This window comes from Novosphingopyxis sp. (assembly GCF_965218915.1).
Lineage (GTDB): Bacteria > Pseudomonadota > Alphaproteobacteria > Sphingomonadales > Sphingomonadaceae > Novosphingopyxis.
This window is the reverse complement of sequence record NZ_OZ244708.1, coordinates 3,207,499-3,219,877: the sequence shown is the minus strand read 5'-3', so window position 1 is coordinate 3,219,877 and position 12,379 is coordinate 3,207,499. Positions and strand designations below refer to the sequence as shown.

Sequence of the window (12,379 nt, the reverse complement as noted above, 5' to 3'; positions counted from 1 at the left end):
CCATGATCGAACCGCCCGAAACCATCCGCACCCCCCTGCCGCGCGTCGCCTGCGACGGTGCCGGCGAGATTTCCTCCGCGCTCGGCCACCCGCGCGTCTGGCTGGAGATCGCCGAGGAGATCGGCTGGGTCGATTGCGGCTATTGCGACCGGCATTTCGTGCTGGTCGGCGGCCCCGCGGACGGCCCGGTAGCCGAAGCGCGGATCGCCGAGGAGCATCGGTCCGAACATGGCCGCAAGGAAGTTTGAGGATTTCGAGTTCGTCATGCCAGTGAAAGCTGGCATCTCGGGCCGCTATGCGCTCCGTCCGGAGACCCCCTGAACTCACGGAACAAGTGCAACACCTGCTAAGGGTGTTGTCGCGATGGGAAGATGTTACGGCCAGCTCGGCCTCGATGAGCGGATTGAGATTTATCGGCTGCATGCAGCCGGTAAATCTTCGCGGCAGATCGCAGCGGCGCTTGGACGCGCGCCCTCGACGATTGGCCGCGAACTGGAACGCAATGGCAAGCCGACCAAGGTTTGGCGCGGTGGCTACGACCCGGGCAGGGCTCATGACCTCGCCGAGCGGCGAAGACGCTGGGACAAACGCTTCAAGCTGGCGCGCCAGCCGGACCTGGCACAGCTGGTGAAGGACCGCCTTGCGATGGGATGGTCCCCCGAGCAGATCGCCGGCCGGCTGGCGCTCGAACATGGTCGCACCGTCGTTAGCCATGAGTCAATCTACCGCTTCGTCTATCATCGATCGGCCAACAAGGATTACTGGCATCGCCTGCTGCCACGCCGCAAATCCCGCCGCGGACGGCTGGGCATGAGAGGCGGCAGTCCGGCAAGCTTCATCAAACGCCGCCGCTCCATCGACGAGCGGCCGGGCGCGGCCGACGACAGATGCACGCCTGGCCACTGGGAAGCCGATTACATGCTGTTTGCCCGCCCCGGCCAAGGACTGCTTGTCGTCCATGAACGCCAGTCGCGCTACACCATGCTGGATGCGCCGCCGGATCGAAAGGCAATCCGCACCGCCCGCCATCTGCGCGGGCTGCTCGCCCCGATCGCGCCGGTGCTCCGGCAAAGCCTGACCGTGGATAATGGCACCGAGTTCGCGCTGCATTATCAGCTCACCGACCAGCTCGGCCTCGACACCTTCTTCTGCGATACGCACAGCCCCTGGCAAAAAGGCGGCGTCGAAAACGCCATCGGTCGTCTGCGCCGTGCCCTGCCGCGCAAGACCGATCTTGCCGCCCTCGAACCCAAAGCCCTCGTCAATGCCGTCAACGCATACAATCACACCCCAAGAAAATGCCTCGACTTCCAGACCCCCGCTGAGGCATTCAACAGACTTCAACCAACTGTTGCACTTCAAACGTGAATCCACACCCCAGCTTTCGCTGGGGTGACGAAGATATAAGGCCTCCGAGCTTCAGCAATGACGGTGTTTCCTTGCCGCCCGGCCCGCCCTATATCCCTTCCATGACCATTCAGGACCCGCGCAGCTTCCTCTATCGCCCCGGACAGCTCGACCCGGAGACCGCCTTGCGCGTCACCGGCGACGTGCTCGGCCAATGCGACGACGGCGAGCTTTATCTGCAATACAGCGCCAGCGAGAGTTTTGTATTTGACGACGGCCGTCTCAAGGTCGCCGACTATAATATGGATTCGGGCTTCGGCCTGCGCGGTATCTCCGGCGAGATGACCGGGTTCGCCCACGCCAACGAGATCAGCGAGGCCGCGATCCGCCGCGCCTCGCAGACGCTGCAGCTGATCGAGCCGAGCAAGTCCGCGATGGCTGCGGCCCCGCGCCACAACAACCGGCATCTCTACACCGGCGACAATCCGCTCGACGCGATCCCGTTCGACAAGAAGGCCGCCTTGTGCGCCGAAATCGATGCGGCAGCCCGCGCGAGAGACCCCAGGGTCGCGCAGGTTTCGGTCGGGCTGTCGGGTAGCTGGTCGGTGGTCGAGATCGTCCGGCCCGACGGCTTCGTCGCGACCGACATCCGCCCGCTGGTGCGGCTCAACGTGTCGATCGTGGCCGAGGAAAATGGCCGCCGCGAGACCGGCAGCTTCGGCATGGGCGGGCGCTATCTCTACGACCGGTTGTTCGAGGCGCCCGAATGGAACCGCGCGATCGACGAAGCGCTGGACCAGGCGCTCGTCAATCTTCGCTCGGTCGCCGCGCCGGCGGGCGAGATGACCGTGCTGCTCGGCCCCGGCTGGCCCGGCGTGCTGCTGCACGAGGCGATCGGCCACGGTCTCGAGGGCGATTTCAACCGCAAGGGCACCAGTGCCTTTTCCGGCCGGATCGGCGACCGGGTCGCGGTGCCCGGCGTCACCATCGTCGACGATGGCTCCATTGGGGAACGCCGCGGCTCGCTGTCGATCGACGACGAGGGCACGCCGACGCAGGAGACCGTGCTGATCGAGGACGGCATCCTCAAAGGCTATATGCAGGACCGCATGAACGCGCGGCTGATGGGCGTGCCCGCCACCGGCAACGGTCGCCGTCAGGATTATGCCCATTCGCCCATGCCCCGCATGACCAACACTTTTATGCGGAGCGGCCAGGACGATCCCGAGGAATTGCTGACGCGCGTCAAGGACGGCATTTTCTGCAAGAGCTTCGGCGGTGGGCAAGTGGATATCGTCAGCGGAAAATTCGTGTTCTCCTGCACCGAGGCCTACCGCGTAAAGCACGGCAGGCTCGGCGATCCGATCAAGGGCGCCACGCTGATCGGCGACGGCCCGACGGTGCTGACCAAGCTCACCGGCATCGGCAACGACATGGCGCTCGACGAGGGGGTGGGCATTTGCGGCAAGGGCGGCCAGACGGTGCCTGCAGGCGTCGGCCAGCCGACGCTGCTGGTGAGCGGCCTTACCGTAGGTGGCACGGCGGCGGCTTGAGCGCGCGCCCCTCCTCCTTGATAGGCGCAGTTGAATGGGGTGAGGCCCAGCCGAACGGGCGGTCGCGCAAGCCGGAGAGCCCCCCCACTCCGAAAAAACTACCGTCATCCCGGACTTGATCCGGGATCCAGGGCCCAGTGGCAGTTCCATCTCGCCCTGGATTCCGGGTCAAGCCCGGAATGACGTTGTTTTTTGTACATGATGGTTTTGTTGCAGGGTCGCGTTTTCCTCGACCGCCACTGTTTCAGACCCGCGAATAGGAAAACCTTATCGCTGTCCTACATCGGCCGCTGTCGATATGATGCGCGTGATGGCGCTCTCACCGACCTTTTCTCGCCGCTCGTTTCATCGCTGCCACAACTCGCTTCACCCGAATTTCTGGCCCCCCGTGCCGGGACCAATGCGACCTTCCGGAGTTGAGCGCTTTCACGGGAGAAGCACGCCATGAAACCTTGGGCCGACGATATATTGCATTTCTGGTTCGACCATGTCGGGCCTGCGCACTGGTTTGCGCCGCGTCCGCAGCTTGACGGCGAGATTCGCGAGCGCTTCTGCCCCTTGTGGGAGGAGTTGAAAGCCGAAGCGCCGATGTTTTTTCTTGTCGGGCCGCGCCAGGCGCTGGCGGCCGTCATCCTGTTCGACCAGTTCCCGCGCAACATGTTCCGCGAGGAGGCCGAGGCCTTTTCCACCGACGGTCAGGCGCTGGGAATCGCGCGGCAGGCGATCGACATGGGCTATGACGAGCAGCTCGACGATGCACGCAAATCGTTCCTTTACATGCCGTTCATGCACAGCGAACGGAGCGATGATCAGGACCGCTCGGTCGAGCTGTTCCGCGCCGCCGGGCTGGACGACAATATCGCTTTCGCCGAACGTCACCGCGACCTGATCCGACGCTTCGGCCGCTTCCCGCATCGCAATCCGGTGCTGGGGCGTGAAAGCTCGGCGGCGGAATTGCAGGCGATCGAGGACTGGCGCGCCTGATGGGGCTCGTCCGGATCGCGCGATATCCCGACCGCATGGCCGCCGATCTGGCGCGGCTCAGGCTGGCGTCGGAGGGGATCCAAAGCTTCGTGTTCGACGGCGGCATGGCCAGCCTGGGACTCGGCATGATGACGCCCGCGCGGCTGATGGTAGCGGAGGAAGATATCGACGATGCGCGAGATCTGCTCGGCGGCGGGGAGACGGATGTCAGCGACAGGAGCAGGGATGTATGATCCGGGTCGCCAGCTATAATATCCACAAAGGGATCGGCACCGACCGCAAGCTCGATCCGGCGCGCATCTGCCGCGCGTTGGCGCAGCTCGACGCAGACGTCGTGACATTGCAGGAGGCGGACAAGCGTTTCGGCGCGCGGCAGAGCGTGCTGCCCGAAAAATTGCTGGCAGAGGCCGGATATGAGGCCGCGGCCTTGCACATCCGCCCGGGCGGAATGGGGTGGCACGGCAATGCGGTGCTGGTGCGGAAGGGCCATCAGGTCCGCAGCGCCCGCCCGCTCGACCTGCCCACGCTGGAGCCGCGCGGCGCGGTGCTCGCCGAGGTCGAGATCGACGGACAGCCGCTGCGCGTCGTCGGCATGCATCTCGATTTGTCGGGGCTGTGGCGACGGCGGCAGGTGCGGTGCGTGATCGCGCATCTGGACAGATGCACCGAAGCGATGCCCACGGTGCTGATGGGCGATCTCAACCAATGGTCCGAACGCGGCTGCCTCAGCGAATTCACGGGCCACCGGCATTTCCGGCTGCTCGATACGCCCAAGAGCTTCCACAGCCGCCGGCCCGTGACTCGGCTCGACCGGATCATCGCCAGCCATGAGCTGCAGTGCGACGGATGCGGGACGCTGGATGATGTTGCGCTGCGGGCAGGATCGGACCATCTGCCGGTATGGGCCGACCTGAAATTGCACAATCGCTAGGATTTCGACCGAAAACTGCCATTGAGACGAAGCTTTAGTAACAAAATTGCAAAAGCGTCTTGTGCACTGCAGCATCACTTGATAGCCTCCTGCTTCCGGCACGCATGGATCGAAGCGAAATATCGCTTCCGAATGCGTGCGATGCAGCAATAGGGGGCATCACTGTGAAATTATGTATCGCCATCATCAAACCGCATAAGCTCGACGCGGTGCGCGAGGCGCTGACCGAGATCGGCATTTCCGGCATGACCATCACCGAGGTGAAGGGCTTCGGGCGGCAGAACGGCCATACCGAAACCTATCGCGGCGCCGAATATGCGATCAGCTTCGTGCCCAAGGTGAAGATCGAGATCGCCTGTTCGGACGATCTGGCACCGCGCGTGGTCGAAACGCTGCAGGACAGCGCCGGTTCGGGATCGATCGGCGACGGCAAGATCTTCGTCGTGCCGATCGAGAGCGCCGTGCGCATCCGCACCGGCGAAACCGCGGACGCCGCGCTGTGACCGACCTTCAGGACATCAAGGGGGCCAAGATGCTCAAGATTTTACCCAAGCTCGCGGCGGCTGGTGCCGTGCTCACCGCCGGTCCGGCCTTCGCCACCGGCCTGCAATCACCCGTCGCCGCCGAAGCGGTCGCCGCCGTGGTCGACAAGGGCGACACCGCCTGGATGATGACCGCCACCGTGCTCGTGATGGCAATGATCGTGCCCGGCCTCGCGCTGTTCTACGGCGGCCTGGTGCGCACCAAGAACATGCTGTCGGTGCTGACGCAGATCATCGCGGTAGCGAGCCTCGCCATGATCATCTGGTGCGTCTGGGGCTATTCCACCGCGTTCGGGCCGGAAGGCAATGCGTTTTTCAGCTGGGGCAATCTGTTTCTGGCGCAGACCGATGCGGATTCCACCGCGGCCACCTTCTCGGATGGGTTCAAGATCCCCGAATATGTGTTCATCGCCTTCCAGATGACGTTCGCGGCGATCACCGTGAGCCTGGTGGTTGGCGGGCTGGTCGAGCGGCTGAAGTTCAGCGCGCTGATGATCTTCGCCGCGATCTGGCTGACGCTCTCCTACTTCCCGATCGCGCATATGGTGTGGGCGACCGGCGGGCTGATCTTCGAGATGGGCGCGCTCGATTTCGCGGGCGGCACGGTGGTGCACATCAACGCCGGTGTCTCGGCGCTGGTCGGCGCGCTGATCCTGGGGCCGCGGCTGGGCTACAAGAAGGACATCATGGCGCCGCACTCGCTCACCATGACGCTGATCGGCACCGGCCTGCTCTGGGTCGGCTGGTTCGGCTTCAACGCGGGCTCCGCGCTGGAAGCGAACGGGTCCGCCGGCCTGGCGCTCATCAACACCTTCGTCGCCACCGCAGCGGGCGTGTTGTTCTGGATGCTGACCGAGCGGATGATGGGGCATAAGGGCTCGCTGCTCGGCGCCTGTTCGGGCGCGATCGCGGGCCTCGTCGCGGTGACCCCGGCAGCCGGCAATAGCGGCCCGTTCGGTGCGATCCTGCTCGGCGCGCTGGCGGCGATCATGTGCGCCTGGTTCGTGGTCTCGGTGAAGCCCAAGCTGAAGCTCGACGATTCGCTCGACGCGTTCGGCATCCACGGCATCGGCGGCATCATCGGCTCGATCGGCACCGCCGTCACCATGCTGCCCGCGCTGGGCGGCCCCGGCGCGGACGATTACAATCTCGGCGGCCAGCTGGTGATCCAGATCATTGCGGTCGCGATTGCCGTGGTCTGGGCGGCGGTGGCCGCGGCCATCGCCTTTTATGTCGCCAAGATGCTGACCGGCCTGCGCGTTAGCGAAGAGGTCGAGCGCGAAGGGCTCGACCTCGGCGAACATGGCGAGCGCGCCTATAATTATTGAAGAGCTTGGCGGCGCGGATCACCCTCTCCGTCCGCGTCGCCAAACCAGCGTTCCTCCTGCGAACGACGACTGGCCGGCGCTGCAATGCGCCGGCCTTTTTTTCACGCCCGCCCCCGGCCCCCCCCGCCAGCGGGAGGGGAGGCGCTACCGCAAATCCTCCGCCAGAAAGTCCGCGCAGCGTTCGCCGATCATGATCGAGGGGGCGTTGGTGTTGCCGCTGACGATCCTGGGCATGACCGAGGCATCGGCGACATACAGCCCCTCCAGCCCGCGGAATTTGAGGCGTGGGGTCAGCACGTCGCTGTCCTCCGGCCCCATCGCGCAGCTGCCGACGGGGTGGTAGACGGTGTCCGATCGGTCGCGCATGATCCGGTCGAGCGCATCGTCGTCGTTCAGATCGACGGGATGGCGATCCTTCGGCCGATAATCGCTGAGTGGCGGCGCATCGAAAATGCGGTACATCTGCCGCACGCCGGCGCGCAGCAGTGCGACGTCGCGCGCGTCCTTCAGGAACGCCGGGTCGATCGCGGGCATGTCGCCCGGCTCGTTCGATTTCAGGCGCACGCTGCCCCGGCTTTCGGGCCGCAGCACGCAGGCATGGCAGGAAAAGCCGTGGCCCTTCACCTTTTCGCGGCCATGATCCTCCAGCATCGCGGGCACGAAATGAAACTGGATTTGCGGCGCGGGCGCTTGCGGGTCGCGCGACCAGAAGCCGCCCGCCTCGGCATAAGGCGTGGTCATTATGCCGGTGCGGCGCAGCCGATGCTCGATCATCGCCTTGGCCATGCGCAGCGTGCCCGCCAACGAATCGCCGATGAAATCCTTCGATTGCGTCTCGAAGCTGGCGACATAATCGACATGGTCCTGCAGGTTTGCACCGACCGACGGCTTGTCCAGCACCACGTCGATGCCGTGATGGCGGAGATGCTCGGCCGGGCCGATGCCAGACAGCTGCAGGATCTGTGGGCTTCCGAACGCGCCCGCCGAGAGCACCACCGCGCCGCGCGCGTGCAGCGTTTCGCTGTGGCCCTTGCGGCCGATCCGCACGCCGCGGACATGCCCGTCCTCGACGATCAGCTTTTCGGTGAGGCAGCCGGTCATCACATGCAGATTGGCGCGCGCCTTCACCGGATCGACATAGGCGCGCGACGCGGTCCAGCGCTCGCCGCTTTTGGTGGTGGTCTGGTAGATGCCGAAGCCGGTCTGGTTCGCGCCGTTGAAATCCTCGTTGCGCGGCAGTTGCAGACGCGCCGCGCTCGCCACGAACGCGCGGCTGCCGGGATTGACCGAATGCTGGTCCGACACCGAGAGCGGCCCGTCGCCCCCGTGATATTCGCTTTCTCCGCGCTCGTTCGATTCGCTGCGTTTGAAATACGGGAGCACATCGTCATAGGCCCAGCCGGTGCAACCCATCGCGGCCCAATTGTCATAGTCCCAGGCGTTGCCGCGGATATAGAGCATCGCGTTGATCGCCGAGGAGCCGCCCATGCCCTTGCCGCGCGGCTGGTGGCCCATGCGACCGTTCAGCCCCTTTTGCGGGATGGTCGAGTAGAACCAGTTGGTGTGCTCGGGCAGGAACGGCATCATGCCGGGCGTCTTCACGCGCCAGTCGTCGTTGGTCCCGCCCGCCTCGACCAGGCAGATGCTCAGCGATGGATCGGCGCTCAGCCGTCCGGCGATCGCGCTGCCGGCCGATCCGCCGCCGACGATGATGACGTCGAATTCGTTCATGCGGGCTCCTCTCGCCGGGCGGGTTTGTCGATGCCGCCGCCCAAGGCAATCGAAGCGCGATTCGCGCCGCACGGTGCCTGTTGCGAATGGAAGTTTCCAAAAGGCGCTATATGGGGAGCCCCTTTTCCTCCCCCGGCAAGGCTTATTGCGAATGATGTCGGAACGGAGCGGTGCGCGGGCATGACGCTACTATACAGGTCGGTAGCGATGTAGGACAGCGGCTACGACCTTGGGTCGCGCCTCACTTTGAATTTTCGCTCTCCACCCAGGTTTTGGCCTTAAAACCTTGAACAAGCGGCCGCGCATCCACATGCCGGATGCTATGCTTGCCTTTTCCTCCACGATCCATTGGTCGAGCCGTCTGGCCGCGACTCGCCAATTGCCCTTGGTTGCAGCCGCGACTAAGCGGGGTCCGGCAACCCGCCGCAAGGACGCAGACCCGCATGGATGATATCAGCACCGCCGTCCGTCCGGAGGCCGCGATGGCCGACGACGCGCTCGACAGCGGTCTGGCGGTGGTCTCGATCGCCAAAAGCTATGACAAGCGGCAGGTACTTTCGGACATTTCGCTGTCGGTGGCGCGCGGCGAAGTGGTCGGGCTGCTCGGCCCCAATGGCGCGGGCAAGACCACCTGCTTCTATTCGATCATGGGGCTGGTGCGCCCGGACAGCGGCCGCATCGTGCTCGACGGCGAGAATATCACCGGCCTGCCGATGTATCGCCGGGCGGTGCTGGGGATCGGCTATCTGCCGCAGGAAACCTCGATCTTCCGGGGCATGACGGTGGAAAAGAACATCCTGACGGTGCTCGAGATGGTCGAGCCGAGCAAGCCGGCGCGCGAGGCGCGGCTCGAGCAATTGCTGAGCGAGTTCGGGCTGACGGGCTTGCGCGATTCCGCCGCCATGGCGCTGTCGGGCGGCGAGCGGCGGCGCTGCGAGATCGCGCGCGCGTTGGCCGCCGAACCCTCGATCATGCTGCTCGACGAGCCGTTTGCCGGGATCGACCCGATCTCGATCGCCGACATCCGCGATCTGGTCGCCGACCTCAAGCAGCGCGACATCGGCGTGCTGATCACCGACCATAATGTGCGCGAAACGCTGGAAATCGTCGATCGCGCCTGTATCATCTACGATGGTCGCGTACTGTTCGCCGGGTCGCCCGAGGATCTGGTCGCCGACCCCAATGTCCGCCGCCTCTATCTGGGCGAGAGTTTTGCTTTATGAGTGCTGATATCGACCAATGAGCTTGGGACCGAGGCTAGATTTACGCCAGTCCCAATCGCTGGTGATGACGCCGCAGCTGCAGCAGGCGATCAAGCTGCTGGCGCTGTCCAATCTCGAGGTCGAGGCCTATCTGAACGACGCGCTGGAGCGCAATCCGCTGCTGGCGAGCGAAAGCGGCGGCAATGAGCAGGAGCGCCCTGCCGCCGATGCTCCGGCCGAGGCGCGCGCGGACGAGGGCGTGGACCCGGTCGAGGCGCGCGGCGAGCGGATCGACAGCTATTCCTCGCCCGGCGCGGGCGGATCGCTGCCATCGTCCGAGCCGGGCGAAGGGCCGGATTTCGACCGCATGGCCTCGCCCGATGCGACGCTGCACGAGCATCTTGCCGCGCAGGCGCACACCTCTTTCAACGGGACCGATTGCCGCATCGCGCTGGCGCTGATCGAGCAGATCGACCCGTGCGGCTATCTCGGCGAGAAGGTCTCGGTCATCGCCGCGCGGCTCGGGATCGACGAGAGGGAGGTCGAGCGGGTGCTCGGGACCGTGCAGATGTTCGATCCGACCGGTGTCGGCGCGCGCGATCTGGCCGAATGCCTCGCGGTCCAGGCGCGCGAGGCGGACCGCTACGATCCGTGCATGGCCAGGCTGATCGACCATCTCGATCTGCTGGCGAAGGGCGATTTCGCGCGATTGAAGCGCTTGTGTCAGGTCGACGACGAGGATTTCGCCGAGATGGTCGCCGAACTGCGCGAGTACGATCCCAAGCCCGGTTGCCGCTTCGACAGCGAGACGCTGCCGCCGGTTGTCCCGGACATCTTCGTGCGCGAACGCGACGAGGGCTGGCGGGTCGAGCTCAACGAGGCCAACCTGCCGCGGCTGCTGGTCGACCGGCAATATCAGGCCGATCTGGAAGCGGGCGCGGACAAGGCGACCAGGAGCTGGATCGGCGAATGCCTGGCCGAGGCGCATTGGCTGATCAAGGCACTCGACCAGCGCCAGCGCACCATTATCAAAGTGTCGAGTGCGATCCTCAAGCGCCAGGAGGCCTTCTTTCGTAAGGGCGTGACCGCCTTGCGCCCGCTCACCTTGCGCGAGGTGGCGGAGGATATCGCCATGCACGAATCCACCGTCAGCCGCGTCACGAGCAACAAATATCTCGCCTGCCACCGCGGTGTATACGAGCTCAAATATTTCTTTTCCAGCGGCGTGGCGTCGGGCGACGACGGCGAGGCGGCCAGCGCGGAGGCGGTGAAGAGCCATATCGGCAAGCTGATCGATGCCGAGGACGCCAAGGCCATCCTCTCCGACGACCGGCTGGCCGAACTGCTCAAGGAACGCGGCTTCGACATCGCGCGCCGCACGGTGGCCAAATATCGCGAGGCGATGGGCCATGGTTCGTCGGTGCAGCGGCGGCGGCAGAAGAAGATGGAGGGGTTATGAGCCCGCCCGTTCCGCCGGCCGGGTCATTCAGGCGAGCGCCCTTTCCACCGGCACATAATCATAGCCCAGATCCTCGGCGACCGCCTGATAGGTGACCGAACCGTTCCACACATTCAGTCCTTCGGCGAGATGCGGGTTCCGGCGCAGCGCCTCCCGCCAGCCGAGTTCGGCGATCTTCAGCGCGTGCGGAAGCGTGACGTTGTTCAGCGCATAGGTGCTGGTGCGCGCGACGGCACCGGGCATATTGGCGACGCAATAATGCACCACGCCGTCGACCATATAGGTCGGGTCGTCATGGGTGGTCGCCTTGCTCGTCTCGAAACAGCCGCCCTGGTCGATTGCGACGTCGACCAGCACCGCGCCGGGCTGCATCGTCTTCAGCATGGCGCGCGTCACCAGCTTGGGCGCGGTGCCGCCCGGGATCAGCACCGCGCCGATGACGAGGTCCGCCTGAGCCACGCATTCGGCGAGGTTCGCCCGGTTGGAGAAACGCGTGACGGCGCGCGCCTCGAAATAATTGCCGAGCCGTTCCAGCACCTCGGGGTCGCGGTCCAGGATCGTCACCTGCGCGCCGAGACCGGCGGCCATCTGCGCCGCGTTGAAACCGACCACGCCGCCGCCGATGATGGTGACGTTGGCGGGCGCCACGCCGGGCACGCCGCCCAAGAGCACGCCGCGTCCGCCATGCGCCTTTTCCAGCGCGCTCGCGCCGGCCTGCACCGACATGCGGCCCGCCACCTGGCTCATGGGTTTGAGGAGCGGCAGCTGGCCGTTGGCGTCGGTCACCGTCTCGTAGGCGATGCAGGTGGCCTTGCTCGCGACGAGGTCTTTGGTCTGCTCGGGATCGGGCGCGAGGTGGAGATAGGTGAACAACACCTGCCCCTCGCGCAGCATGGCGCGCTCGGCCGGCTGCGGTTCCTTGACCTTTACCACCATCTCCGCCTCGGCGAACACGGTCTTCGCGTCGGCCACGATGGTCGCGCCCGCCGCCTCATATTCATGGTCGTGCGAGCCGATCCCTTCGCCCGCCTTGGTCTCGACCATCACCTCGGCCCCGTGCGCGACCAGTTCGCGCGCGCTTTCGGGCGTCAGGCCGACGCGATATTCGTGGTTCTTGATTTCCCGGACGGTACCGACGCGCATGGAAAGCTCCTGATGATGTGATCACCGCCCTCTAGCCGTCCCGAAGCGCGGGCGAAAGATGCGATGCGACGGCCTTAGCTTGTCAAACTTGTCGCGAATCCCGCAATTTTTAAAATTCGATTCGCAATAAGCGGGGATGCCAGCTCCGCTGTCTGACCA

Annotated in this window: 12 protein-coding genes; 10 read left to right on the top strand and 2 right to left on the bottom strand. The window is 65.1% G+C overall.

Annotation, left to right across the window (positions count from 1 at the left end; translation table 11 throughout):
- Positions 1–2: 2 nt before the first annotated feature.
- From ACOQPC_RS15240 to ACOQPC_RS15205, 8 genes are all read left to right on the top strand, one after another.
- Positions 3–248 (top strand): zinc-finger domain-containing protein, encoded by a 246-nt coding sequence (locus ACOQPC_RS15240; RefSeq protein ID WP_420606551.1) that lies wholly within the window; start codon positions 3–5, stop codon positions 246–248.
- A gap of 115 nt (positions 249–363) precedes the next feature.
- A complete protein-coding gene (locus tag ACOQPC_RS15235) occupies positions 364–1,368 on the top strand; it encodes an IS30 family transposase (protein ID WP_420606155.1) in 1,005 nt (334 codons plus the stop codon).
- Positions 1,369–1,469: 101 nt separating this feature from the next.
- Positions 1,470–2,900, top strand: coding sequence for a metalloprotease TldD (tldD, locus tag ACOQPC_RS15230; RefSeq protein ID WP_420606550.1), 1,431 nt, complete (start codon positions 1,470–1,472; stop codon positions 2,898–2,900).
- 444 nt (positions 2,901–3,344) lie between these two features.
- Positions 3,345–3,884 (top strand): DUF924 family protein, encoded by a 540-nt coding sequence (locus tag ACOQPC_RS15225; protein WP_420606549.1) that lies wholly within the window; start codon positions 3,345–3,347, stop codon positions 3,882–3,884.
- Positions 3,884–4,117 (top strand): DUF2007 domain-containing protein, encoded by a 234-nt coding sequence (locus ACOQPC_RS15220; protein ID WP_420606548.1) that lies wholly within the window; start codon positions 3,884–3,886, stop codon positions 4,115–4,117. Before ACOQPC_RS15225 ends, ACOQPC_RS15220 begins: the two co-directional genes overlap by 1 nt.
- Complete coding sequence (locus tag ACOQPC_RS15215) at positions 4,114–4,815, top strand: endonuclease/exonuclease/phosphatase family protein (protein ID WP_420606547.1); 702 nt, start codon at positions 4,114–4,116, stop codon at positions 4,813–4,815. The genes ACOQPC_RS15220 and ACOQPC_RS15215 overlap by 4 nt, the downstream gene beginning before the upstream one ends.
- 164 nt (positions 4,816–4,979) lie before the next feature.
- Positions 4,980–5,318 carry a P-II family nitrogen regulator gene (locus ACOQPC_RS15210; protein WP_420606546.1) on the top strand — a complete coding sequence of 113 codons (339 nt, stop codon included), beginning with the start codon at positions 4,980–4,982 and terminating at the stop codon, positions 5,316–5,318.
- A 29-nt stretch (positions 5,319–5,347) separates the two neighbouring features.
- Positions 5,348–6,685: an ammonium transporter gene (locus ACOQPC_RS15205; RefSeq protein WP_420608164.1), complete on the top strand. Its 1,338-nt coding sequence runs from the start codon at positions 5,348–5,350 to the stop codon at positions 6,683–6,685.
- Positions 6,686–6,829: 144 nt separating this feature from the next.
- Here the strand turns inward: ACOQPC_RS15205 and ACOQPC_RS15200 are convergent, their stop codons facing one another.
- Complete coding sequence (locus ACOQPC_RS15200; protein ID WP_420606545.1) at positions 6,830–8,416, bottom strand: GMC family oxidoreductase; 1,587 nt, start codon at positions 8,414–8,416, stop codon at positions 6,830–6,832.
- A 443-nt stretch (positions 8,417–8,859) separates the two neighbouring features.
- Here ACOQPC_RS15200 and lptB point away from each other — a divergent pair, with 443 nt between their 5' ends.
- Positions 8,860–9,639 carry an LPS export ABC transporter ATP-binding protein gene (lptB, locus tag ACOQPC_RS15195; RefSeq protein WP_420606544.1) on the top strand — a complete coding sequence of 260 codons (780 nt, stop codon included), beginning with the start codon at positions 8,860–8,862 and terminating at the stop codon, positions 9,637–9,639.
- A gap of 16 nt (positions 9,640–9,655) precedes the next feature.
- Positions 9,656–11,077: an RNA polymerase factor sigma-54 gene (rpoN, locus tag ACOQPC_RS15190; RefSeq protein ID WP_420606543.1), complete on the top strand. Its 1,422-nt coding sequence runs from the start codon at positions 9,656–9,658 to the stop codon at positions 11,075–11,077.
- Between the two features lie 27 nt (positions 11,078–11,104).
- Here rpoN and ald read toward each other — a convergent pair whose 3' ends face one another.
- Positions 11,105–12,220, bottom strand: coding sequence for an alanine dehydrogenase (ald, locus tag ACOQPC_RS15185; RefSeq protein ID WP_420606542.1), 1,116 nt, complete (start codon positions 12,218–12,220; stop codon positions 11,105–11,107).
- Positions 12,221–12,379: the final 159 nt, after the last annotated feature.